Genomic DNA, 23625 nt, shown 5'->3' on the forward strand with positions numbered 1-23625 from the left:
GGTCAAGGTGGACGCCTACCGCATACATGCCCGACGGATTGAGCCGCAGGATGGTCCGCGGCTTGCCTGGGCCAGTGCCCTCTTTGCCTGCCTCCACAATCAAGTGCTGGTCAAGCAGGCGACGGGAAATATTGGAGATGGTTTGCGGGGACAGTCCAACAATCTGTGCGAGTTCAACACGGCTGAGCCCACCCGAAGACCGCCGGATCGCCTCCAGGATGACCGTCAGATTAAAGTCACCCATGCGGGGTAGATTCGTTCCGCGCCTCGGTGTGGGCTGCCGGATCTCAGTCACTGATTCCCCTAGTCGTTTTCGAAAAAACATCATCGTACTTCGTCTTTGTCTGAATCGTACGATACCCATGCTCACACGGGTATGCGCACACGCAGGCAACGGTGTCAGGGCTTGGTAACGATGACACTAAATTCCCGCCGTGAAGCGCGGGACCGGCTCATCCACGACGACTCCGAGTCACCGTGAACTTCGGGTTCCGGCCTTCCTCCACGGTGGGGCCAATGAGCCGCTCAAGGGCCGGCCGGTACTTCAGATGACTGTTGTACACAGTCCACAGCTCGCCGCCGGGCGCGAGAACGCGGGCAGCCGCCTCGAACATCTTCAGGGCAGCGCCGGCATGCACGCTGGCTCCAAGGTGGAAAGGTGGATTCAACAGGACAAGATCCGCGCTGCCTGCATCAAACGTTGACAGGGCGTCGTCGTGGATCACGGAAATCCGGTCTTCCAGTCCATTGGCAGCTGCCGTGGCCGTAGCTGATGCCACGGCCGCCGCCGACTGATCAGTTGCTACCAGGCTCGCCTTCGGCTGGTGCCGTGCCAACATCGTGGCAAGAATGCCGGTCCCACACCCCAGATCCACCACCCGTCGCGCTTGCGGCATCCTGTCCAGGAAGGTCAGGAGGTACCTGGTTCCGATATCCAGGCGTGCACCGGAAAATGCAGCACCATGAGCACAAACCGTGATCCCCAATTCCGGCAACTGCTCCACCACAGGGTAGGGAGGCTCGCTCGAAACCGGTTTGGGATTGCTGGCCACCAGTACCCTGGACTTCTGCCGGGCCAACTGCGGCTGCACAGATGAGAAATAACGGTCCAGCACTTTATTCATACCCAGGGACATGTGCTTGACGCGGCCCCCCGCGAGCAGGACCGCATCCGGCGCTGCATAGCGGGCAACGGTGTCGGCGTTTTCCTCCAGCTCCGCCAGCGATTTCGGCAACTGCATGAGCACCAGATTGGCCCCCTCCAGGAGTTCAGCACCCAATTCGTGGGAACTGAACCGTCCCTGCAGGCCAGCTGCTTCCGCATTGCGCTGCAGCGCAAGCCTGCCGGTGTAGAGATCTTGATTAACGCGGACGTGCCCGACGCCGGTCCCGGCCAAAGCGCCCAGCGTCAGGGCACCGTACCGGTCGCCGATGACAACAACCTTGGTTTCCGGCCGGATATGATCCGAGGCCGCCTGAAGCAACAGCCTGTCTGTGGCGTCATATGCCTGAAGGTTGTCCGCCTCGACATCGGGGAACCTACGAAGCCCGCCGAACAGCGACTCCAGTTCCTGTACGGTCACGATCGCGTTCTCGCTTTCCTTAAATTCGTTCGCTTTAGTGTCTCGACTTCATGCTGGCTTCGGAGGAATGTGGATGATGCAGCATTCCAAGCACCTGTTGTCGCGTCGGATGGCGAACCCATACCCTGACGGCAGCGGGCACCGGTCCCGCCCAACCGCAGAGCCAGGCCACGGGACCGCACTTAACCGGCTCCCTCCCTGAGAGCAAACCATGAGTGTCAATGTTGTCACGCAACTCCAAGTGAAGTCACTTAACTCCCCCGATGAAACGCGCAGTCCGGACAAGACAACGGTTGAGATCGTTACTGTCGGAGACTACACAATCGGCCGGACCACCTTTGAACCCGGCTGGACGTGGGACGACTGCATCAAACCTGTAGTCGGAACAGACTCCTGCCAATTGAGCCATGTCGGCTTCTGCGTTTCCGGCGCCCTCGAGGTGGAAACCAACGACGGTGGACAAATCAGCATTTCCGGCGGCGATTCCTACACGATCCCACCGGGACACCACGCCCGGGTAGTAGGCGATCAGCCCTTCCAAGGCATCGAATTCCTCAGTGCGGCCGAGTTCGGCGTCCGCCCGGAATAGGAATCCGGCCCGCTAACCCCCTGATGCAGGCATCCCGCAAAGGAACCAGAAAGCAAAAGACCCCGCTCACCCGAGCGGGGTCTTTTATCCGAAGTGGAGCTGAGGGGACTCGAACCCCTGACCCCCTGCATGCCATGCAGGTGCGCTACCAGCTGCGCCACAGCCCCGGATCTCGTTGATTTCCGCGGGAAGATTTCCCTTCCCGCCGAAGCAACTCGTCAATACTAACCACAATCCCCCGAGAAGCGAAATCACAGGAGAGTGATCCCCATCACCGGGATTCTGGGTTTTTCCGCCCTACTGAACTCGTAACGCCGCAGCCGGGGTGCGCTGGATTGCTCCACCGCACCTCCCCCCAACGGCTGCACGGGAGTATTCGGTCCAGACCGGCGACTCCATCTGAAGTCTAGAATCATGGGAAGGATAAACCAAACCGTCCAGTCGGTTTTAGGTAGCTGAATATATGCACGGTGGTAGCGTAGTGGGGTCCGGCGGCGCGTTTTTGCTTGCCACCACACCTCGGAATAACTGAGAGGCTCCCCACCCTCCATGCAGCAACGTGCGAAAGACACCCGCCTTTCCGTCATTGAAGGCGCCGCCCATGTCTTCGCAGAAGTTGGATACGGCAACGCAAGCCTGAGCGACATCACCAAGCGTGCCGGAGTGACCAAGGGAGCACTGTACTTCCACTTCACATCCAAACGGGAGCTCGCCCTGGCCGTCATCCAGGAGCAGCATGCGCTGGTCCTCGCGGCGGGTGGTGCCATTGTGGCCTCAAACATGCCTGCCCTGGAGAAGATCATTGCGCTTTGCAGGATGTTTGGCCGGCAATTGCTGGAAGAAGGAATTGTCCAAGGCGGGATCCGCCTGACGTTCGAAGCATCCGCCTTTGATGCCGATATCTCGGGCCCCTACCAGGACTGGATTGAAACGGTGGAGCAACTGCTTCGCAAAGCCCAGGACGAGGGGACCGTTCGGACCATGCTGGATCCCGCCGCCTTTGCCCGCTACCTGGTTGCTTCCTTCACTGGAGTCCAGATGGTTTCCAACGTCCTCAATGCCCGCACGGACGTACTTCGCCGCATTGACGAGATGTGGGAATTCATGCTGCCAGCAATCGAAGCGGATGCTGGCGCCTAGCAGGTCGCAGCCAGGGCGAAAGCCACACAAAAAAGGCCCTGCCCTTCTTCATCACGAAGAAGGGCAGAACCTCAAAAGTGGAGCTGAGGGGACTCGAACCCCTGACCCCCTGCATGCCATGCAGGTGCGCTACCAGCTGCGCCACAGCCCCATATCCTCGCTGCTTCAAAACTGTTCACGCCGAAGCAACTCAAATATCTTAGAACAGCGTTTCCGAAAATTCCAAATCGGGCATATTCGGATGCCGGCCCATGTTTAGAGCTCTGATTCCCCTGCTGGCGCGGCCTTTGCCGAGGCGTCATCCCCGAGTTCAAGGTCAACTACAGGGCAGTCCTTCCAAAGGCGCTCCAGCGCGTAGAAAACACGGTCCTCGGCGTGCTGGACGTGGATGACGATGTCAGCGTAGTCCAAAAGCACCCAGCGGCCCTCGGATCGTCCTTCACGACGCACCGGGCGAAGGTCCTGCTTCATCAGCTCTTCCTCGATGCCATCAACGATTGCGTTGACCTGGCGTTCTGTGGGCGCAGAGGCAATGAGGAAGATGTCAGTCAGGGCCAGACGTTCGCTGACATCGAGGGCAACGATGTCCTCTGCCAGTTTGTCGGCCGCAGCACGCGCGGCGTGACGGGCGAGAGTGATGGATTGTTCATGTGCAGACACGGGGACTCCTTGTTGTGGCCAGTGGCCTGTAAATGGCGTTAGCCGGGTTCTAGCGAAACTAGCCGCTGGTGATCATGATGATGCCGACGATGAGCGCGAGAACACCCAACGCCAGGACGCCGAGCTGCAGCAGCCTGTTGCGCTGTGCCCGGGCCAAGCCGGCCGTGTTGGCGTCCAGGGGGTCAAGCCCATAGGCCGCACTGGCAGAAACCGGCGGGCGTTGCGTTTCTTCAAGCTGTTCGTCGACGGCGACAGGCCGCTTCCGCGCGTTCCTTGCCACAGCCTCGGCACGCGCGAGAATACCCGAACGGCCACGTGTGCCCTTTCCGCTGGCCGGGGCCTTCGCGGTATCAAGCGTGGGACCCGACGACGTCACGAGCGGCACGAATGTGGTGCTGGGACGCTTCATGACCGGGCGTTCAATACCCGGAACCTTGACGAACTCCAGTGGCGTGACCATGGCAAGGTTGTTGGCAGTGGACGGACCTACCGAGGCTGCAGCTGGCACCTTTGCTTCGGCTTGGTTCTGTTCGGCAAGCTTCTGCTTGGCCGCGGCCCGCTTGTTCAGCACCGCAGCACGCTCGGCAAGGGCAATCTGCTGGGCGAGGACTTCAGGATCGACAGCCAGTGGATCTTGCTCGGCAATGTGCTCAAGCTTGGCGGTTTGATTCTGGACCTGGGCAGCAATCAGTTCACGTACCGCGAGTGCCTGCTCCACAGACATTTCAGATTCTGCGGTACCAGCGCTGGCTGGCGAATCGTCGTCGGAACCCTTAGCGCCCGCATCAGGCGCTGGGGCGGCCTTGGCAGCAACCGGTTTGTCAGTCGGTTTATCGGCTGGCTTTCCGGAAGGTATGGGGACAATGGGGTTGGCAGAGGTGGCTACTTCTGCCTGGAGTTGCTGCAGGCGAAGCTGGCGACGTGTTGGTGGGCCGCCGCCGGAGAGCTGCTCTTCCTTGTCTGCGAGCTCTTTGATAGTACGCAGCGCAGCGCGGTCGCGGGCGCGGATCTGGGAGGACCGCTCCTGCGCGGCGGCACCCACTGCGTCTACAGGCGCGTCAGCAGCACGGCGATTACGGCCAGTTACAGCATTCTCCGCTACATCCACTACCTGGGGTGGTGTAGCTTCGGCCTGCGGCTCCTGGTTCTCTTCGCGGGCGCGGCGAAGCTCACGCCTGCTGCGGATGGGTCGCTGTTCCTGGCTGCTCATTCAAAACTCATTCAGTACGTGCTTGGTCGTCTGATCCGGATAATGCGGGGGCCAGCTCCCCTGTCCCTGGCCGCGCGGTCCCGGAATGTGCGGCGTACAGACCATATTTGGCGATGTACTGCACCACGCCATCGGGCACGAGGTACCAGACGGGGTTCCCCGCACCTACGCGTGTTCGGCAATCCGTTGAAGAAATCGCCATAGCTGGAACTTCCAGGAGGCTGACGTCTTCCCTGCCCATGCCGTCCAGTTCGTGGCCAGGGCGCGTGACACCAACGAAGTGCGCCAAAGACCAGAGTTCGTCAACGTCCTTCCAGGACAGAATCTGGGCCAAAGCGTCAGCGCCAGTGATGAAGAACAGATCAGCGTCGGGTCGCTGGGCCCTTAGATCGCGCAGGGTGTCGATAGTGTAAGTGGGTCCGGGGCGGTCAACATCAACCCGGCTCACCGTGAACCTCGGGTTTGATGCCGTGGCGATCACGGTCATCAAATATCGATGCTCGGGTTTGCTGACCTGCTTGCTGGACTTCTGCCAAGGTTGGCCAGTAGGCACGAAAACGACTTCGTCGAGATCGAACTTGGCGGCAACCTCACTTGCAGCCACAAGGTGGCCGTGATGGATGGGATCAAAAGTTCCACCCATCACGCCCAGCCGGAGCCTGCGCTCCGACTCCCCGCGCGGAGTTGCGGCGATAATGTTAGTGGCCCTGCTTGTGGGTGTGCTTGTTCGGGTGCTGGCGGTGCGGATCCGAGTGCTCTTCTACAGCCTCGTGACGGTTGCCGAGGTTGGTGTAGGAGAGAGCAACGAACATCAAAACCAGCAGGAGAGCAAACATGCTGACTCCGAAGACCCACGGCTCGGCCCAGAGCGGGGCGGGCGCTTCGTGGCCGCCTTCTGTTTGGGCTGCTATGGACGTGGCGATCTGCTGAAACAGCATCTTCTCCCCTAGTTGGTTCTCAAGGATTTTCGACGGCGGGACTCCCCGCCGTTCCGGACTTCTGTTCTATGTTACCGCGTAGCTAGCCGCGGATCTGGCCTTCGCCCTGGACGATCCACTTGGTTGTGGTGAGTTCCGTGAGGCCCATGGGCCCGCGAGCATGCAGCTTTTGGGTGGAAATGCCCACTTCTGCTCCGAGCCCGAGCTCACCGCCGTCGGTGAAACGCGTGGAAGCATTGACGATGACGGCGGCCGAGTCGATTTCAGCGATAAATCTTTCGGCGTTGGCCAGGTTGTTCGTCAGGATCGCTTCGGTGTGTCCAGTCGTCCACTTCCGGATGTGATCAACGGCATCATCAAGGTTGTCCACCATGGCCACAGCGAGGTCCAGGTCCATGTACTCGGTGGCCCAATCGTCGTCGTCGGCCGGAACGGTTTCCACGTCCTTGCCCAAGGCAGCGGCGATCCGGTCATCCACGTGGAGCGTGACTCCGGCAGAGCGGAGTGCGGCTGCAACGGCAGGCAGCACTGTGGAGCCCGAGTGGACGAGGAGGGTCTCTACGGTGTTGCAAACGCTGGGACGCTGGGTCTTGGCATTCAAAAGAATGTCAACGGCCATCTCTTCGTTTGCTGATTCGTCGATGAAGATATGCACGTTGCCTTCACCCGTTTCAATAACGGGCACGGCAGAGTTGGTCACGACAGTCTGGATAAGGTCCCGTCCACCGCGGGGAATCAGGACGTCAACGCGGCCACGGGCACGCATGAGCACGTTGGCGCCCTCACGGCCGTACTGGTCCACGGTCTGCACAGCATCGGCAGGCAGGCCTACCGAATCCAGAGCTTCCCGAAGAATCTGCACCAAGGCCTCGTTGGTGTTCGCAGCTGCCGATCCGCCACGCAGGATGACGGCGTTACCGCTCTTGAGTGCCAAGCCGGCAATATCCACCGTGACGTTGGGGCGCGCTTCATAAATAGCGGCAACAACGCCCATGGGGACATTGACCTGGCGCAAGCGCAAGCCGTTGGGAAGGGTCTGGCCGCGGACTACGTTGCCCACGGGATCCGGCAGGCCAGCCAGGTTCTCCAAAGCCGCAACCAAGCCATCAATGCGGGCAGGTGTCAGTGTCAGCCTGTCCAGGAGTGCGGCAGACGTACCATTGGCACGGCCTGCGGCGACGTCCTTCGCGTTTGCGTCCAGCACGTGCTTCCGGCGCTCCTGAAGGGCGGTCCCGATGGCACGCAGTGCGCTATCCTTCCATGCCCGATTAGCCTGTCCCATGCGTCGGGCAGCCTTGCGGGAGCGGTCTGCAATGGCGTATACCGCGGTTTGGACGTCCTCCGGTGACAACGGAACGCCGCCTGCCACAGGGCTCTCCGGCGTCTGGCCGGCGGCACCGGTAACGTCGGAAATCACAGGGGCGTCAGGGGTCAGCGCTTCAGTCATGTTCCAAGTTTAGATGAGCGGACGGCCTGAAGGAGTACGAGGTCGTCAACATGAACAACTTCGCGGTCGTAACCCCTGCCCATCGCCTGTCCGAGCTCCTGTGTGCTGCGGCCAAGCATGCGGGGAAGCTCTTCCGAGGAATAGTTCACCAGGCCACGCGCCACGACGGTCCCGTCCAAGGCCACCATTTCCACGGGGTCGCCTGCTTCAAAATCACCGCTGATGTCCGAAATGCCCGCAGGAAGGAGTGACCTGTGCCGGTCGCGCACGGCTTTCACCGCGCCGTCGTCGAGCATCAAGCGCCCGTGAACCGTTGCCAGGTGGGCCAACCACAACAGGCGAACGGGCTTGCGGTTGCCGTTCACGGCGAACCACGTTCCCACGTCCTCCCCCGCAAGGGCTGCCGCAGCGTTCGCCGTGGACGTCACCAAGGCATGGATGCCCGAGCCCGCGGCAATGGAAGCGGCCTCCACTTTGGTCATCATGCCGCCGGTGCCCACACCTGCTTTACCCGCCTTGCCGATGGTCACGTCTTCGAGGTCCTGCGGACCGCGAACCAAGGCGATCCGCTTGGCCCCATGGGAGGGCGGACCATCGTAGAGGGCATCGACGTCAGAGAGCAACACCAGCGCGTCGGCGCGGACCAGATGGGCCACCAAAGCCGCCAGGCGGTCGTTGTCGCCAAAACGGATCTCGTGGGTCGCGACGGTGTCGTTCTCATTGACGACGGGAACGACGCCAAGATTCAGCAAACGGTCCAGGGCCCGGAAAGCGTTGGTGTGCTGCGTCCGGCGCATGAGGTCATCAGCCGTCAGCAGGACCTGGCTGACCGTGACGCCGTGAGCGCTGAAAGCTTGCGTATAGCGCGCCATCAACAGGCCCTGGCCCACGCTTGCCGCGGCTTGCTGGGTGGCAAGATCCTTCGGGCGCTTGGCCAGCCCCAGCGGAGCAAGGCCGGCTGCAATAGCACCCGAAGAAACCAGGATGATTTCAGTGCCTGCGTTTCGCTTGTCCGCCAGCGCATTAACCAGCGACGTCAGCGATTTTTCGGAGATGCCACCCTTGATACTGGTCAGCGAGGACGAGCCCACTTTGACCACAATCCTCTTGGCGGTGGCCAGGGCCTGGCGCTCAAGAACCTCTTCGTTCGGAACTTCGATGGTCCTAGTCGTCATCACCGGTATCCAGGGTGCCTTCCGTCACAGGCTGCGCACGACGGCGGCTGACGGACTCAGTCCAGATGCCCGCCTTGCGCTCGGCTTCCAGTTCAGCGCGGGCAGCGGCCTTGGCTTCGCGGCGCTCAAGCTGTTCATCGCGCTTCTGTGAACGGGTGGGACGGTCGCCGATGTCGGCAACGCGGATGTCGGTACCGCGGGGAGTAGCCAGCAGTTCGGCACCGGCCATCATGGTGGGCTCCCAGTCGAAGACCACGCCATCGTCCTCACCGATGACCACGGTATCGCCAGGCTTGGCACCAACCTTGAAAAGCTCATTCTCGACGCCAAGCTTGGCCAGACGATCAGCCAGGTAGCCAATGGCTTCCTCGTTGGTGAAATCGGTCTGCTTGACCCAGCGGACAGGCTTCTCGCCAAGGACGCGGAACAACGGTTCGAGATTCTTTTCCTCGCGGCGGATGCGGAAGCCGCTCTCGTTGACGGCGCGCGGACGAAGGATAGGCGGGGCAACCTTGGGAGGCGCGGTCTCAACCGCATCCCGTGCTACCTTGACGATCTCTGCCATTGCGAAGCCAAGCTGGCGCAGGCCTTCATGGCTGGTGGCCGAGACTTCGAAGACCCGGTAGCCGCGTGATTCGAGTTCCGGACGAACGAACTCAGCCATGTCCTTGCCGTCAGGGAGGTCCACCTTGTTCAGGACAACAAGCTTGGGGCGTTCGTTCAACGGCACAACTTCGCCGTCGACGCCGGCATAGCTCATGTCAACGGCGTACTTTTCCAGTTCCGCCTCGATGATGGCCAAATCGGAGAGGGGATCACGGTCCGATTCCAAAGTTCCGCAGTCCAGGACGTGAACCAGTGCTGCGCAGCGCTCGACGTGGCGCAGGAAGTTGTGGCCAAGGCCCTTGCCCTCGCTGGCGCCCTCGATCAGTCCGGGAACATCGGCGATGGTGAAGCGGATGTCGCCGGCCTGGACGACGCCAAGGTTGGGAATGAGGGTGGTGAACGGGTAATCGGCAATCTTGGGCCGGGCAGCTGACATCGCTGCAATGAGGCTGGATTTTCCTGCGGACGGAAATCCGACCAAGGCGATATCGGCGATGGACTTCAGCTCCAGGACGATGTCGCTGGATTCGCCCTCGATGCCAAGCAGCGCAAAGCCTGGCGCGCGGCGCTTCTGGGAGGAAAGTGAGGCGTTTCCGAGGCCTCCCTGGCCACCTGCAGCCGCAACATACTCCGTGCCCTCGCCAACGAGGTCGGCCAGGACTTCGCCGTCCTTGGTCTTCACCACAGTGCCGTCCGGCACGGGAAGGATCAGGGTTTCGCCGTTCTTGCCGCCGCGCCAATCGCCCATGCCCGGGCCACCGTTGGTGGCATGGCGGTGGGGGGCGTGGTGATAATCCAGCAGGGTGGTGGTCTGCGCCGACACCCGAAGGATGACGTCGCCACCATTGCCACCATTGCCACCGTCGGGTCCGCCGAGTGGCTTGAACTTTTCGCGCTTAACAGAGACACAGCCGTGGCCGCCGGTTCCGCCGGATACGTGCAGGACTACCCGGTCTACAAAGCTCGCCACGTGAATCTCCTCTTGCTGTTGCCAGCGCTGTTGCATAAATCAGAGCGCCATAGACGCCCTAATCGATTGTAATGCGGTTAAAAGAACGGTGGAGCGGGCCGTTTGGCCCGCTCCACCGGTTCAGAACTTGTTGTTACTCTGCAGCTGCAGCAGCAACGATGTTCACTACGCGACGGCCGCGGCGAGTACCAAACTCAACCGCACCGGCCTCGAGTGCGAACAGGGTGTCGTCGCCACCGCGGCCGACGCCTGCACCGGGGTGGAAGTGGGTTCCACGCTGGCGAACGATGATCTCGCCTGCGGAAACTACCTGGCCACCGAACCGCTTGACGCCGAGGCGCTGTGCGTTGGAGTCACGACCGTTGCGAGTGGAGCTCGCGCCTTTTTTGTGTGCCATGTGAAATGCCTGCCTCTAAATTTCTGGGGAAACTGAAAATCTGAACAGAGTAACGGAAGTTACTTGATGCTCGTGATCTTGATCTTGGTCAGTTCCTGACGGTGACCCTGGCGCTTCTTGTAGCCGGTCTTGTTCTTGAACTTCTGGATGACGATCTTGGGACCGCGAAGGTCCTCAAGGATCTCAGCCGTGACCGTGACCTTGGCCAGGTCCGCAGCAGCGGACGTGACCTTGTCGCCGTCAACCAGGAGCAAGGCGGGCAGCTCAAGAGTGCTGCCGGCTCCACCGGGGACGCGGTTAAGCGTTACGTAGTCTCCAACGGAAACTTTTTCTTGGCGGCCGCCTGCGCGGACAATCGCGTACACCACTTGGGTACTCACTTCTCTCGACGTTTCTTACTAAATTTGCGTGCGGAACCTTGAACCGGAATCAGGCTTGGTTCGCGCTGTGCCTCAACGCCGTGGACTTCTGATCGAAGCCCGCGAGTCATCCCATGAACAATTCCAAGGGGCATAACCCAAGTGTTGGCGTAAGCACCGAAGATCAAGATTACGCTAGTTTGACCTTCAGCTGCAAATGAGGCCGCGTCCGGAGGCTATCGGGTGACTTGCATCACCAGTTGTAACGGACTCTCCCGGCACCGTGCCCATACAGCCTACAGGGTTTGTGGAGTAATACTGCGATTTGGCCGACGACGCGCTGGATTTTTGTGGAATTGCCCAGCCGCCAACCCCGGAGGCCCTGCTCAGGCGAAGAGCCGGGGTGCATCAAAGAAGGCTGTCTCGTAGCGGCAAGACTGGGCGAAGGCCTCAACCATGGCCCCGCGTTCCTGGGTGGAGGCGCTAATTGCCGCGGCATCAGTAAAGTCGATCGCCTTCCGGGTTGCGGCAGCAAACTCCTCGTCCGCGTACGTCGTCAGCCAGGCGGCGTACGGGTGCTCGCTGGGGGCGCCGGCGTCCACATAGGCGGCGTGGAGTTGCTGTCCTACCTCCGCATACAGCCAATAGCAGGGCAGGATTGCCGCCAGCAACACGGCGTAACTGCCCGAGGCTGATGTGGCCAGCAGGTGGTCCACGTACGACCTTGTCACGGGTCCGGTCTGTGTTGAGGCCGAGCGCGTGCTCAGCCAGTTCCGATGGAGCTCGGACTCCACTTCAAGGCAAAGTTGCGATGACTTTGCCCAGAAGAGCTGCTCTTCTTCAGTGGGGGCAAGTGCACCTGCCCGCGCCAAAACCCGGGAGTAGCCGTTCAGGTAGATGGCGTCCTGGGCGAGGTAATAGTTGAACTGGGGCTCCGGGAGGCGCCCGGACTGCAAGCCCTGAATGAAGGCGAGGCCGTAAATTGCGTCCAATTCCGGTGCAGCTTCGGCCCACAGCCGGGCGGCAAAGTCGCCGGATTTCCCGGCAGGATTCAGCGCTGGCTCCATGTGGTGGAAGTGGTGGACAGGCCCGCTGCCCTTGCCTACCTCGAGCCCGTCGGCCGCCGCGAGGGCCTGCAGCAGCCACGGCTTGACCTCGCGGAGTGATACCTCCCAATCGCCCCTGCGGGCCTGGACTGTGGCCAACGCCGAGGAGAGCGAGCACCCTGTTCCGTGGCTGTTCCTGGTATCAACGCGGGGCCCAGGCACCTCGATGACGTCCTGTCGCAGCAAACCGCTCGTATTGACCAGTGCATCCGGGCAGTCGTTTCCTGCCAAGTGGCCGCCTTTTACCAAAACCGTCGTTCCACACTCAGCAGCCAGGCGTTTACCCTGGTCAAGCGCCGTAGCCCAGTCGGGGGCTTCGGGCTCCCCCAGCAACATCGCCAGCTCGGGAAGGTTTGGGGTGACGAGATCCGCCAACGGCAGGAGGCTGCGTAACGCAGTTTCAGCGGTCTCCCGCAGAAGGCGGTCGCCGCTGGTGGCCACCATCACCGGGTCAAGGACCACGACGGCGGGACGCACCTCTTCGAGCCAACTGCGGACTTCGTCGATGACGGCCGCATCACCCAACATCCCGATCTTGACCGCATCAATCTCAATATCGCTGCTGATCGCGTCCAGTTGCTGACGCAGGAACTCGACGGGCGGAACATGGATTGCACTGACACCCAACGTGTTCTGGGCCGTCAAAGCCGTGATGGCAGCCATGCCATAGCCCCCGTGCGCTGCGATGCTCTTCAAGTCTGCCTGGATTCCGGCGCCGCCAGAAGGATCCGAGCCGGCAATGCTGAGCACCCTCGGATGTGGCCGGGCCGGGACTGCTCCCATACCCGCGGCGTAGACAGGGTAGACAGCGGAATTCGACGATGAAGCCATGGTGGACATCCCTTCGCCGGTGCTAACCGGACAGGTTCAACGGGTCTGGATCTCAGCCTGGCCCGTGCCCGGCACCCCGTGTCAGTTTCCTAGCGTAGCCCGGAAGCCCCTCGCCCCGGGAACCGGACAGCTTCGGGGAATCGATGTGACTGGCGGCAAACAAAAGAGTCCCGCAGTATCCGCCGTAAACGGATGCTGCGGGACTCTTTGGTTGCATAGTGGCAGGTTGCCCTGCCTACAGCTCGGAAGCGGGAACTCCCACCCCAAGGATGATGGGTTCGTCCGCTACCTTCTTTTTGGCGGGCTCTTCCGCTGCCGGCGCCTTGGCCTCATGGGCAGATCCGCCTGCGGCAGCAGCAGTTACCTCGTGGTGTTCCACACTGGTTTCGTTTGCGGCACCCTGCGCCCTGCTGGCACTGCGGTTCCTCCGGCCACGACGACCACGGGAACGCAACGAATGATCGTGCTCATCGGTAGTGCCGGCAGAAGCACTGGCAGGGGAAACGGCGGAAGCAGCGGCAGGTTCGGAAACCGAAGCCGTGGCCTCTTCCTCCGCAGCAGGTGCGGCACCAAGGTGCGAGAACGCCTCGGCCAGCAGGTCCAGGCTCATGGCCGGCTTGCCAGCAGTTGGTTCCTCATGGTGTTCCACAAACGGAAGAGCCACTTCTTCGCCACCGAAACGCAGAACAGGAGTGGCGCGCGCTTCCCGAACCGCAGCCTCATGACTGGCGGTATCAGGTGCAGCCGGAACGCCAGCCTCGCCGCTTGCAGCCTCAAGGGCAGATCCATCGGTGTGACCCTGCTGACCTGCTGCACGGGCCTGCTCCTCCGCGCGGTGAACCTCGTCATCGTGCAGGTGGGCGGCATGTGCTGCAGCGGCTATCGTGGCAAGAGCTGCCCTGGTCGCCTCAGCCTTCGCCTGGCGGACCGGGTCCACGGACTCCGTGGTCGCAGGAGCTGCAGGGGCGGCCGGCGTGCTGTGGACTGCAGGAGGCACTTCGGCCATTGCCGGTCCCCCACCCTTGCCACGGCGGCGCTTACGATCAGTGCGTGCAGCAGGCTGTTGGGGTTCGACGTGCGGGCGGTGATGCTCGGCAGCAACGACGTTGGCGCGTCGGTGCTCCACCGGCTCATCATGGGTGACGACACCCCGTCCGGCACAGTGCTCGCACTGCTCACCGAATACCTCGAGCAGGCCGGTGCCCATGCGCTTGCGGGTCATCTGCACCAGGCCCAGCGATGTCACTTCGGCCACTTGGTGTTTGGTGCGGTCACGACCCAGGCATTCCACCATTCGGCGGAGCACCAGGTCACGGTTCGATTCGAGGACCATGTCAATGAAGTCGATGACGATGATGCCACCGATATCGCGCAGGCGTAGCTGGCGAACAACTTCCTCGGCTGCTTCAAGGTTGTTCTTGGTGACGGTTTCTTCCAGGTTTCCGCCGCTGCCGGTGAACTTACCTGTGTTGACGTCCACCACAGTCATGGCTTCGGTGCGGTCGATGACAAGGGAACCACCAGACGGCAGGAAAACCTTGCGTTCCAGCGCCTTGTGGATCTGTTCGTCGATCCGCCAGGCAGCAAAAATGTCCTGGTCCTTGGTCCACTTCTCAAGGCGGCCCACCAGATCGGGAGCCACGTACGTAACGTAAGCCTCGATGGTGTCCCAGGCGTCGTCCCCGGAAACGATCAACTTGGAGAAGTCTTCGTTGAAGACATCCCGGACAACCTTGATGGTGAGGTCCGGTTCGCCGTAAAGCAGTTCCGGAGCCAGCACCTTCGTGGAGGACGCCTGCCCTTCAATGCCTTCCCACTGCGCGCGCAAACGGTTGATGTCATGCGTCAGTTCTTCTTCGGACGCACCTTCAGCGGCTGTGCGCACAATGACGCCGGCGTTCTCCGGCAAGCGATCCTTGAGGATGCGCTTGAGGCGGTTGCGTTCCACGTCAGGCAGTTTGCGCGAGATACCGGTCATGGAACCGCCCGGCACGTACACAAGGTAGCGGCCCGGGAGGGAAATCTGGCTGGTAAGGCGGGCGCCCTTGTGGCCGACGGGGTCCTTGGTGACCTGCACCAGGACGGAATCGCCGGACTTCAGCGCATTCTCGATCCGGCGCGGCTGGCCTTCAAGGTTGACTGCATCCCAGTTCACTTCACCGGCGTACAACACCGCATTGCGGCCACGTCCGATGTCAACAAAAGCAGCCTCCATGGAAGGCAGAACATTCTGGACCTTGCCCAGATACACGTTGCCAATGAGGGAGTCCTGCTGGGTCTTGGACACAAAGTGCTCGGCCAAGACGCCGTCTTCAAGGACCGCGATCTGGATTCTGTCGTCGCGCTGGCGGACGATCATCTGGCGATCCACGGACTCGCGGCGGGCAAGGAACTCAGCCTCGGTGATCACCTGGCGGCGACGTCCGGTCTCGCGGGATTCGCGGCGGCGCTGCTTCTTGGCCTCAAGCCTGGTGGAACCCTTAACGCTGGTAACGCGGTTTGACGGGGCCGTCTCAGTGATCGGGCGGGGCGCGCGGACACGGGTCACCGTGTTGGGCGGGTCATCGTCAGAGCCGCCAGTCAGTTCGAGATCCTGGTCACCCCTGCGGCGACGGCGACGACGACGCGACGTGACGCCCTCTTCGAGCGCTTCCGCTGCCGGAGCTTCTTCTTCGTCCTCAGTCTCAGTGCCGTCCTCGGCATCGGACTCGTCGCGTTCGTTTCCGCGCCGACCACGGCGGCCACGGCTCCGGCGACGACGACGGCTGCTGGAATCCTCCAGCTCCTCGGTTGTCCCCGTTTCCGGAGTTTCTTCAGCCTCTTCGGCCTTTTCCTCGACGGCCGGACGTGCCACGGTGCTGAGGTCAGGGGCCTGGAAGATCATGGACGTAATGGAGACCGGCTCCAGGAACAAAGACGTTGAACCGGGGGCGGACTCCTCGGCAGCTTCGGCCTCTTCCTCGGCGGGAACAGTGCCTTCTACAGGAGCGTCCAGCGCAGGCTGGGACCCGGCGTCCGGCGTCGTGATTTCTTCAGTGGTTTCCGCAGCGGGAGCGGCTGCAGGCGTCTCAGCGGCCGTTGCGTCAACGTCCTTGGGCTTGGTAGCCCGACGACGGCGGACCGGCTTTTCAGGGGCAGGTTCGCCATCGGTTTCCGGCAGGGACGCTATCCCGGCCTGGTCATCAAAACCGGGGAGCGGCTCGGCAGGCACTGTTGTCTTGCGCGCGCGGCTACGGCGTGCCGGCGCCTTCACGGCTGCTTCGGTGGGTTCAGTACCGGTGGCTTCTTCGGCAGCTTCCTCAGAAGCGACGGCTTCTTCAGTACCGGCTGTTTCGACCGCCTTGGGCGCAGCCTTGCGCCGTGTCCGGGTGGTCTTTTTGGGCGCTTCCGCAGTTTCCGCGGTAGCTGCCTCTTCATTAACGGCTACAACCTGGTCATTATCCATATGTGGCAACACTCCTGCCCCAGCGACGCCGCCACATCCGGCGCCCAGTGGGGCAATTATTTGTCAAAACCCTCAGGCGTTGACAGAAGTCGGTAGTATTCCTTCCGGTTCGCACCATCATTGGGGTGCGGCAGCCCTGGAAGGCCGGTGGCTTTGCTCTGAAACCCGTTGTTCTGCTGCCACAACCAGGTGCCGTCCATTGTCATGGCGGGCATGCGGAGGATCACGTGATCCAGGCAGGCCCTGCTCATGCTGGCGGTCTTGGGAACAAGTCACCGGACCGGATTCCGAATGTGGATCGGCTTCCGGCCATGTTCATTCTCTCACACCCCTGCACATTCGAAGCGTAGGAGACTGTGTCGCACAGTGGGGAAAGTGCCGCCACGAGCTGGGGACCACGTCCAGCCTCCGGCGTTACAATCCTCACAAGAGCCGTTCCCGGACCGGCCGGGTCATTGTCGAAAAGGATTGCGTCCGCGATGCCAAGCACCGCCAGGGGAAACCTGGCCAATCAAGCCTCCACCCCTGCGGGTGGAAAGACCACCGAGCCAGGATTGCAGCGCGCGGCCGGGCCTGATTCCCTGCCTAAAGCAGTGCAAAACAAGCCATTTGCGTGGCTCCTGCTGATCACCGGCGTCATCGGCTGGCTGGCTTCCGGGGCATTGGTCCTTGAGAAGCTGGCAGTGCTCAAAGACCCCAACCACATCACGCTCTGCGATGTGAATCCGTGGGTTTCCTGCGGAGCCGTGATGCAGACACCGCAAAGCTCCGTTTTCGGGTTCCCCAACATGTTCATCGGGATTGTTGCCTTTGCGGTGATCATCACCACTGCCATGGGACTCCTGGCCGGGGCCAAGTATTCACGCAGCTACTGGCTGGGCTTGCAGGCAGGTGTAACCCTTGGATTCGTTTTTGTTGTGTGGTTGTGGTCTCAGGCCCTGTACGTCATCAACGTGCTGTGCCCGTACTGCATGGTGGTGTGGGCGGTCATGATCCCCATGTTCGTCTGGGTGACCATCCGCAACATCTCCCATGGAGTCATCAAAGCCCCGCCAGCGCTGGCCAAGATCCTGGGTGACTCCGGATGGATCATTGTGGCACTGCTGTACGTAGCTGTGATCGCCACGATCTTCTTCGCCTTCATCCACGTCTTCGCCGGTACCTCGGGCTACTAAAACAACTCCGCGACATAACAGTTAAGGCCAATGTTCATGGCGAACATTGGCCTTAACTGTTATGTCGGCGAGGGTGTCGTTAGCCGGCGAACCAGATCTTGATCTCACGCTCGGCGGAGTCAACGGAGTCCGAGCCGTGCACGAGGTTCTGCTGGACTGCCAGGCCCCAGTCCCGGCCGAAGTCGCCCCGGATGGTGCCCGGCGCGGCAGTGGTGGGGTCGGTAGTGCCCGCCAAGGAGCGGAAGCCTTCGATCACGCGGTGGCCTTCGAAGACCGCGGCAATGACCGGGCCACTGAGCATGAATTCCACCAGTGGTTCGTAGAACGGCTTGCCTACGTGTTCTTCGTAGTGCTGCTCCAGCAGCTCGCGGGTCGCGTTGACCTTCTTCAGCTCAGCCAAGGCGTAGCCCTTGGCTTCGATCCGGGCGAGGATGCTTCCGCTGAGGTTGCGGGCGACGCCGTCGGGCTTGATCAGGACAAGGGTCCGTTCAATGCTCACAGTTGCTCCAATGTGATGGGCGGGTGGGTTTCCCAGCCAGTTTACGGGGTTTCCGGACCTGCCCCGTCACTGTGCGTTGCATCCCATTCAGCCTGTTCCCGGTCCCGTTGAGCCACTTCACGGTCGATCCGCATCCCCGTCCGGATTCCGTACCACCAGCAGATGGCGAAGAGGACGCCGACGATGAACATCATGGGCTCGGCGATCCCAGTCAGGATCAGGAGGAGCTGCAGCCCCCAGCCGAGGCCGATTCCCCAGGGCTTGGACAACACGGCACAGGCCAGAACGAGGACTACGCTGAGCGTGATGCCGACGCCAAGGATGATTCCAGGAGCCACTTCGCCACGCTTTAAGCCAAAGACCACCAACGTGCCGAAGAAGGCTACGAAGGCTTCAAGCAACAGCACGGTGGATGCAAACATCACTTTGGTGGACCGGCGCTTTTTGGGCATCCCGGGGCGCCATTCACGCTGGGCCTTGGTCAGCCTTGCCACGGTCAGGCACCTTCCTTGCCAAGCAGTATGCGTGCCTCGGCCACCAGGGTGATGGAACCGGTGACAAGGACGCCGCCGGAAAGGTCATCATTGGACTCGGCGCGTTCAACGGCCCACTCCAGGGCATCATCAAGTTTCTCGGCGATGTGGACGTTGTCCTCGCCAAAGCCAAGATCGACGGCGAGTTCGGCCAGTTCCGCTGCAGGGACGGCCCGCAGCGAGTTGGACTGGGTGAAGCAGAACTCCTCGGCCAGGTCTCCGAGCTGCTCCTTCAGGGTCTTCAGGATCTCCTCGGCGTCCTTCTCCCGGAGTACTCCCACGACCACCACGAGCTTGCCGAAGCTGAAGGCCTCATGGATGGCCTCCGCAGAGACGCGGATCCCTTCGGGGTTGTGGGCGGCATCCACCACAATGGTCGGTGCTGTCCGCACCACTTCCAGGCGGCCGGGGGACGTCACATTGCCGAAGGCTTCTTTCAGGACATCGATATCGAGCTCTTTCTCTCCTCCACCGAAGAACGCCTCCAATGCCGCTACAGCAACGGCCGCATTCTCTGCCTGATGCGCACCATGCAGAGGCAGCAGGAGGTCCTCGTAGCGACCCGCCAGGCCTTGGACGGTCAGCACTTGTCCGCCCACCGCAACGCTGCGCGACTCCACACCAAACTCAACACCCTCGAAGCGGAACGGGACGTCCACCTCGCGGGCCTTTTCCAGCAGGACCTGGGCAGCGTCCACCGGCTGGGCAGCGCTCACCAGGAAACCACCCGGTTTGATGATCCCGGCCTTCTCATAGGCGATGTCCTCGGTGGTGTCGCCCAGGAGATCCGTGTGGTCCAGGGAGATCGGCGTGATGACAGAGACTTGGCCATCGCCCACATTGGTGGCATCCGTAATGCCGCCGAGGCCAACTTCCATGACCGCCACATCCACCGGCTGGTCAGCGAAAATCGCGAAGCCAAGGATCGTCACGCACTCAAAGTACGTGAGCCGGGGCTGGTTCTCAGCTATGAGCTCGTTGTCCACGATTTCCAGGTACGGACGGATCTCGTCCCAGATCCGAACAAACGTCGCATCTGATACGGGCTCACCATCAATGCTGATGCGCTCGGTGACTTTTGAAAGGTGCGGGCTGGTGTAACGGCCTGTGCTCAACCCGTGTGCACGAAGCCCGGCCTCAATCATGCGGGCCGTGGAGGTCTTCCCGTTGGTTCCCGTGATGTGGATGATCGGGAAAGCCTTGTTGGGCTCCCCCAGCACGTCCATGGCCCTGAAAAGCGGTGCCAACCGGGGTTCCATCTTGTTTTCAGGTGCACGGCCAAGAAGTTCGGCGTACACACTTTCCACTGAGAATTCGTCAGTCATGATTCAGGCCCCTGCCTTTGCTACGGTGACGCGCGGTTCCTCGGCGCTGGAGAGAAGGACTTCCAATTCCAGGGACAGCGTCTCGGTCTTGACGAGCTCAGCGTTGGCTTCCAAGGCATCAACAACGTCCTGCTGTGCCTGGACAGACGTGCGGATGCGGTCGCTGACATTCAATCCAGCATCCTTGCGTGCTTGCTGGATGGAACGAACCATGTCACGGGCAAGTCCTTCCGCAGCAAGCTCAGGAGTGACTTCGGTGTTCAGGACGACGAATCCCCCACCAGGCAGCACCGAGACGGCCTTCCGGGCGGCAGCACCGCCGTCGGACGTTTCTCCGACCACAGTCTCCAGGCTGTATTCATGCGGCTCAAGCTCGAGTCCCCCGGCCACCACTGCACCTGAATCGTTCACGGACCAGTCGCCTGACTTGGACCCCTTAATGGCCTGCTGCACGTTCTTGCCCAGGCGCGGACCAGCAGCCCGGGCGTTGACCACCAGTTTCTGCTCGATGCCGAACTCCTCCGGCGAAGCCGAAGCAGCGTCCAACAAGCGGACGGAGCGAAGGTTCAGTTCATCAGCGACGACGGCGGCGAAGCCTTCCAGCGCATCTGCACCAGGTGCCACCACAGTCAGTTCCTGGAGCGGCAGGCGGACCCGCAGGTTAGCGGCCTTGCGCAGGCTCGAACCGGTGGAGCAGATCTGCTGCACGCGGTCCATGGCCTCCACGAGCTCTGGGTTGGAGGGGAAGAGCGAAGCATCAGGCCAGTCAGCCAGGTGCACAGAGCGGCCGCCTGTCAGCCCGCGCCAGATCTCCTCGGTCACCAGCGGCAGCAGGGACGCAGATACGCGGCACACAGCTTCGAGGGCGGTGTACAAGGCGTCAAAGGCATCAACATTCTCGTCGAAGAAGCGCTGGCGGCTGCGACGAACGTACCAGTTGGTGAGCATGTCCAGGTAGCTGCGCAGTTCATCGCAGGCACCGGAGATGTCGTAGGTATCCAGGCTTTCCGTGAGGTTGCGGACGAGGTCCCCGGTGTTCGCCAGGAGGTACTGGTCCAGGGTGTCGGAGTAGCCGTCATAGCGCAGCTTCGCTTCGTAGCCCGAGCCGCCGTTGGCAGCGTTCGTGTACAGCGTGAAGAAGCTGTAAACATTCCATAACGGCAAGATGACCTGGCGGACGCCGTCGCGGATGCCCTGCTCGGTGACCACCAGGTTGCCGCCGCGAAGGATCGGGCTGGACATGAGGAACCAGCGCATGGCGTCGGAGCCGTCACGGTCCAGGACCTCGGAAACGTCCGGATAGTTCCGCAGGCTCTTGGACATTTTTTGGCCGTCGGAGCCCAAGACGATGCCGTGGCTGATGACGTTGCGGAAAGCGGGACGGTCAAACAGCGCCGTGGACAGGATGTGAAGCATGTAGAACCAGCCGCGGGTCTGGCCGATGTACTCCACGATGAAGTCCGCAGGGTTGTGGGTGTCGAACCATTCCTCGTTCTGGAACGGGTAGTGCACCTGGCCGTAGGGCATGGAACCGGAGTCGAACCAGACGTCCAGGACATCTTCGACGCGGCGCATGGTGGATTGCCCCTCAGCCGGCGTACGGGGGTCGTCCGGGTTGGGGCGCGTCAGCTCATCGATGAAGGGCCTGTGCAGGTCCACTTGACCTTCATTGTTGACCGGCAGTCGGCCGAAGTCCGCCTCAATGTCAGCGAGCGAGCCGTAAACGTCAGTCCGCGGGTACTCGGGGTCATCGGACTGCCATACGGGAATCGGCGAACCCCAATAGCGGTTACGACTGATGGACCAGTCCCGGGCGTTCTCCAGCCACTTGCCGAACTGGCCATCCTTGACGTTGCCGGGGATCCAGTTGATCTCCTGGTTCAGTTCGGACATGCGGTCCTTGAACTTGGTGACCTCGACGTACCAGGACGATACGGCCCGGTAGATCAGCGGGTTCCGGCAACGCCAGCAATGCGGGTAGCTGTGCTCGTAGCTGGCCTGGCGGACCAGTCGGCCGTCCGCGCGGAGGACCTGCGTGATGGGCTTGTTGGCATCGAAGACCTGCAGGCCCACAATGGAGGCCAGTTCTCCGTGCGCAAACAACGGCAGGAACTTCGCGCCCTCGTCCACGGACAGGACAACGGGAATGCCGGCGTCTTCACAGACCTTCTGGTCATCCTCACCATAGGCCGGGGCCTGGTGGACAATGCCCGTACCGTCAGTGGTAGTCACGTAGTCAGCTACGAGGAAGCGCCAGGCGTTCTGGGTGCCGTACTTCTCGGCATCGGCGAAGTCGTTCCACAACGGCTCGTACTCAAGGCCCGCCAACTCGGCGCCTGTGTGCTTGGAAACAACGGCGGCAGTTGCGGCCTCTGCGTCGTCGTACCCCAAATCCTTGGCGTAGGTCCCCACTAGGTCAGCGGCCAGAAGGAAGCTGCCCGAGACCGGCGCTTCGGCAGAAGCAGCCTTGACGCCATTCGGGCCGGCGGGCAGGACGGCGTAAGAAATCCCAGGCCCGACGGCGAGCGCCAGGTTGGTGGGCAGCGTCCAGGGCGTAGTGGTCCAGGCCAGGGCCTGGACGCCTGCGAGCGCCTGTGAGAGTTCAGACGAACCGGCTTTGATGGGGAACGTCACCGTGACGGTCTGGTCCTGGCGGTTCTTGTAGACGTCGTCGTCCATGCGGAGTTCATGGTTGGAGAGCGGGGTCTCGTCCTTCCAGCAGTACGGGAGCACTCGGTACCCGTTATAGGTGAGGCCCTTCTCATGCAACTGCTTGAAGGCCCACAGCACTGATTCCATGTACTCGACGTTGAGTGTCTTGTAATCGTTGTCGAAGTCCACCCAGCGGGCCTGGCGGGTGACGTAGGCCTTCCATTCGTTGGCGTACTTCATCACGGAGGCGCGGCAGGCGTCGTTGAATTTGTCGATGCCCATGGCTTCGATCTGGGTCTTGTCCGTCATTCCCAGCTGCTTCATGGCTTCCAATTCAGCGGGGAGCCCGTGGGTGTCCCAGCCGAAGCGGCGTTCCACGCGCTTTCCGCGCTGCGTTTGGTAGCGCCCTACAAGGTCTTTGGCGTAACCAGTGAGGAGGTGGCCGTAGTGCGGGAGGCCGTTGGCGAAGGGAGGGCCATCGTAGAAGACGAATTCGTTGCTGCCGTCTTTGCCAGCATCACGCTGGTCGATGCTTGCCTGGAAGGTGCCGTCTTCATCCCAGTACTTGAGGATGCGCTCTTCGATTTCCGGGAACTTCACGGAAGCGGACACGCCGTGCGTGCCTGAAGGAGACGCTGAGGCCTTGGGGTAGTGGGTCATCTCATATCCTGTGATAGCTGGTTGACTGTCAGGATGCGAGGACGGCTTCAGTGTTTGCTGTTGCCGCGGTACCACCTCACTTACCGATACCTTGGCGCCCCTTGGTGGGGGAAACTTCCGGTTCCGGCCTCTCATTACTGCTGTGACGGGCTTACCCGTCCGGTTCTACTGGGCGCTTGGCACCTTTGCGGTGGTCAGTGCTGTTCTTCCGGAAGCTCACCGGTGATGGCCGGGTCAAAGCTGGTCTCCCAAGTCTAGCGGCAGGAGAGCCCGGTGCTCCACTCGCAGGATCATCCTTCGGGTGGATCAGCTGGATGCCCTCGGC

The 23625-nt window shown here is 61.7% G+C and carries 21 protein-coding genes, 2 tRNA genes and 1 riboswitch; of the genes, 3 read left to right on the plus strand and 20 right to left on the minus strand.

Annotated features, from left to right (window positions below; translation table 11 throughout):
* Together AB4Y87_RS20545 and AB4Y87_RS20550 are read right to left on the minus strand one after the other, a co-directional pair.
* Positions 1-244, minus strand: a 244-nt coding sequence (locus AB4Y87_RS20545; RefSeq protein WP_442006130.1) for a winged helix-turn-helix transcriptional regulator, incomplete at its 3' end; no start/stop codon positions are given.
* Positions 245-452: 208 nt separating this feature from the next.
* Complete coding sequence (locus AB4Y87_RS20550) at positions 453-1583, minus strand: class I SAM-dependent methyltransferase (protein WP_442006131.1); 1131 nt, start codon at positions 1581-1583, stop codon at positions 453-455.
* A gap of 211 nt (positions 1584-1794) precedes the next feature.
* Between AB4Y87_RS20550 and AB4Y87_RS20555 the strand changes: the two genes are divergently transcribed.
* Positions 1795-2172 (plus strand): cupin domain-containing protein, encoded by a 378-nt coding sequence (locus tag AB4Y87_RS20555; RefSeq protein WP_431115447.1) that lies wholly within the window; start codon positions 1795-1797, stop codon positions 2170-2172.
* 94 nt (positions 2173-2266) lie between these two features.
* On the opposite strand, the gene AB4Y87_RS20560 is transcribed toward AB4Y87_RS20555, so the two are convergent.
* Positions 2267-2339: transfer RNA gene (locus tag AB4Y87_RS20560), tRNA-Ala, on the minus strand.
* Positions 2340-2721: 382 nt separating this feature from the next.
* Here AB4Y87_RS20560 and AB4Y87_RS20565 point away from each other — a divergent pair.
* Positions 2722-3312 carry a ScbR family autoregulator-binding transcription factor gene (locus AB4Y87_RS20565; protein ID WP_442006132.1) on the plus strand — a complete coding sequence of 197 codons (591 nt, stop codon included), beginning with the start codon at positions 2722-2724 and terminating at the stop codon, positions 3310-3312.
* A gap of 78 nt (positions 3313-3390) precedes the next feature.
* On the opposite strand, the gene AB4Y87_RS20570 is transcribed toward AB4Y87_RS20565, so the two are convergent.
* The 13 genes from AB4Y87_RS20570 to AB4Y87_RS20630 form a co-directional block, all read right to left on the minus strand.
* Positions 3391-3463, minus strand: a tRNA-Ala gene (locus AB4Y87_RS20570).
* Between the two features lie 104 nt (positions 3464-3567).
* Complete coding sequence (rsfS, locus tag AB4Y87_RS20575) at positions 3568-3972, minus strand: ribosome silencing factor (protein ID WP_442006133.1); 405 nt, start codon at positions 3970-3972, stop codon at positions 3568-3570.
* A gap of 58 nt (positions 3973-4030) precedes the next feature.
* On the minus strand, positions 4031-5182 hold the full coding sequence (locus AB4Y87_RS20580; protein WP_442006134.1) for a hypothetical protein: 1152 nt from the start codon (positions 5180-5182) through the stop codon (positions 4031-4033).
* A 7-nt stretch (positions 5183-5189) separates the two neighbouring features.
* Positions 5190-5876: a nicotinate-nucleotide adenylyltransferase gene (nadD, locus tag AB4Y87_RS20585; RefSeq protein ID WP_442006191.1), complete on the minus strand. Its 687-nt coding sequence runs from the start codon at positions 5874-5876 to the stop codon at positions 5190-5192.
* A gap of 4 nt (positions 5877-5880) precedes the next feature.
* A complete protein-coding gene (locus tag AB4Y87_RS20590; RefSeq protein ID WP_224090660.1) occupies positions 5881-6120 on the minus strand; it encodes a hypothetical protein in 240 nt (79 codons plus the stop codon).
* An 82-nt stretch (positions 6121-6202) separates the two neighbouring features.
* Positions 6203-7567 (minus strand): glutamate-5-semialdehyde dehydrogenase, encoded by a 1365-nt coding sequence (locus AB4Y87_RS20595; RefSeq protein WP_442006135.1) that lies wholly within the window; start codon positions 7565-7567, stop codon positions 6203-6205.
* A complete protein-coding gene (gene proB, locus AB4Y87_RS20600) occupies positions 7564-8742 on the minus strand; it encodes a glutamate 5-kinase (protein ID WP_442006136.1) in 1179 nt (392 codons plus the stop codon). Before proB ends, AB4Y87_RS20595 begins: the two co-directional genes overlap by 4 nt.
* Positions 8732-10318, minus strand: coding sequence for a GTPase ObgE (obgE, locus tag AB4Y87_RS20605; protein ID WP_442006137.1), 1587 nt, complete (start codon positions 10316-10318; stop codon positions 8732-8734). Before obgE ends, proB begins: the two co-directional genes overlap by 11 nt.
* 133 nt (positions 10319-10451) lie before the next feature.
* Positions 10452-10715: a 50S ribosomal protein L27 gene (gene rpmA / locus AB4Y87_RS20610; protein ID WP_021470683.1), complete on the minus strand. Its 264-nt coding sequence runs from the start codon at positions 10713-10715 to the stop codon at positions 10452-10454.
* Positions 10716-10774: 59 nt separating this feature from the next.
* Positions 10775-11083 (minus strand): 50S ribosomal protein L21, encoded by a 309-nt coding sequence (gene rplU / locus AB4Y87_RS20615; RefSeq protein WP_216925647.1) that lies wholly within the window; start codon positions 11081-11083, stop codon positions 10775-10777.
* A 377-nt stretch (positions 11084-11460) separates the two neighbouring features.
* Positions 11461-13011, minus strand: coding sequence for a bifunctional hydroxymethylpyrimidine kinase/phosphomethylpyrimidine kinase (locus tag AB4Y87_RS20620; RefSeq protein ID WP_442006138.1), 1551 nt, complete (start codon positions 13009-13011; stop codon positions 11461-11463).
* A riboswitch (TPP riboswitch) is annotated at positions 13003-13100 on the minus strand. Its footprint overlaps the gene before it by 9 nt.
* A gap of 146 nt (positions 13101-13246) precedes the next feature.
* The gene (locus AB4Y87_RS20625; RefSeq protein WP_442006139.1) at positions 13247-16456 is read right to left on the minus strand and encodes an Rne/Rng family ribonuclease; all 3210 of its coding nucleotides are present in this window, start codon (positions 16454-16456) and stop codon (positions 13247-13249) included.
* Between the two features lie 56 nt (positions 16457-16512).
* The gene (locus AB4Y87_RS20630) at positions 16513-16707 is read right to left on the minus strand and encodes a hypothetical protein (RefSeq protein WP_442006140.1); all 195 of its coding nucleotides are present in this window, start codon (positions 16705-16707) and stop codon (positions 16513-16515) included.
* Positions 16708-16935: 228 nt separating this feature from the next.
* On the opposite strand from AB4Y87_RS20630, the gene AB4Y87_RS20635 reads away from it, so the two are divergent.
* Positions 16936-17631 carry a vitamin K epoxide reductase family protein gene (locus tag AB4Y87_RS20635; RefSeq protein ID WP_442006141.1) on the plus strand — a complete coding sequence of 232 codons (696 nt, stop codon included), beginning with the start codon at positions 16936-16938 and terminating at the stop codon, positions 17629-17631.
* 79 nt (positions 17632-17710) lie between these two features.
* Here AB4Y87_RS20635 and ndk read toward each other — a convergent pair whose 3' ends face one another.
* The 4 genes from ndk to ileS are packed head-to-tail and all read right to left on the minus strand — an operon-like array spanning position 17711 to position 23300.
* Positions 17711-18130 (minus strand): nucleoside-diphosphate kinase, encoded by a 420-nt coding sequence (gene ndk / locus AB4Y87_RS20640; RefSeq protein WP_216925485.1) that lies wholly within the window; start codon positions 18128-18130, stop codon positions 17711-17713.
* Between the two features lie 41 nt (positions 18131-18171).
* Complete coding sequence (locus tag AB4Y87_RS20645) at positions 18172-18624, minus strand: DUF4233 domain-containing protein (RefSeq protein ID WP_442006142.1); 453 nt, start codon at positions 18622-18624, stop codon at positions 18172-18174.
* A 2-nt stretch (positions 18625-18626) separates the two neighbouring features.
* Positions 18627-19988, minus strand: coding sequence for a bifunctional folylpolyglutamate synthase/dihydrofolate synthase (locus AB4Y87_RS20650; RefSeq protein WP_442006143.1), 1362 nt, complete (start codon positions 19986-19988; stop codon positions 18627-18629).
* A gap of 3 nt (positions 19989-19991) precedes the next feature.
* A complete protein-coding gene (gene ileS / locus AB4Y87_RS20655; RefSeq protein ID WP_442006144.1) occupies positions 19992-23300 on the minus strand; it encodes an isoleucine--tRNA ligase in 3309 nt (1102 codons plus the stop codon).
* Positions 23301-23625: the final 325 nt, after the last annotated feature.

The organism is Paenarthrobacter sp. RAF54_2, from assembly GCF_052113945.1.
Classification (GTDB): domain Bacteria; phylum Actinomycetota; class Actinomycetes; order Actinomycetales; family Micrococcaceae; genus Arthrobacter.

Excerpts from the sequence above, each read along its gene's own strand:
- AB4Y87_RS20555 (WP_431115447.1), top strand. The coding sequence starts at position 1,795 with ATGAGTGTCAATGTTGTCACGCAACTCCAAGTGAAGTCACTTAACTCC.
- AB4Y87_RS20565 (WP_442006132.1), top strand. The coding sequence starts at position 2,722 with ATGCAGCAACGTGCGAAAGACACCCGCCTTTCCGTCATTGAAGGCGCC.
- AB4Y87_RS20580 (WP_442006134.1), bottom strand. The coding sequence starts at position 5,182 with ATGAGCAGCCAGGAACAGCGACCCATCCGCAGCAGGCGTGAGCTTCGC.
- AB4Y87_RS20590 (WP_224090660.1), bottom strand. The coding sequence starts at position 6,120 with ATGCTGTTTCAGCAGATCGCCACGTCCATAGCAGCCCAAACAGAAGGC.
- AB4Y87_RS20595 (WP_442006135.1), bottom strand. The coding sequence starts at position 7,567 with ATGACTGAAGCGCTGACCCCTGACGCCCCTGTGATTTCCGACGTTACC.
- proB (WP_442006136.1), bottom strand. The coding sequence starts at position 8,742 with ATGACGACTAGGACCATCGAAGTTCCGAACGAAGAGGTTCTTGAGCGC.
- rpmA (WP_021470683.1), bottom strand. The coding sequence starts at position 10,715 with ATGGCACACAAAAAAGGCGCGAGCTCCACTCGCAACGGTCGTGACTCC.
- AB4Y87_RS20620 (WP_442006138.1), bottom strand. The coding sequence starts at position 13,011 with ATGGCTTCATCGTCGAATTCCGCTGTCTACCCTGTCTACGCCGCGGGT.
- AB4Y87_RS20625 (WP_442006139.1), bottom strand. The coding sequence starts at position 16,456 with ATGGATAATGACCAGGTTGTAGCCGTTAATGAAGAGGCAGCTACCGCG.
- AB4Y87_RS20630 (WP_442006140.1), bottom strand. The coding sequence starts at position 16,707 with ATGAGCAGGGCCTGCCTGGATCACGTGATCCTCCGCATGCCCGCCATG.
- AB4Y87_RS20635 (WP_442006141.1), top strand. The coding sequence starts at position 16,936 with ATGCCAAGCACCGCCAGGGGAAACCTGGCCAATCAAGCCTCCACCCCT.
- AB4Y87_RS20650 (WP_442006143.1), bottom strand. The coding sequence starts at position 19,988 with ATGACTGACGAATTCTCAGTGGAAAGTGTGTACGCCGAACTTCTTGGC.
- ileS (WP_442006144.1), bottom strand. The coding sequence starts at position 23,300 with ATGACCCACTACCCCAAGGCCTCAGCGTCTCCTTCAGGCACGCACGGC.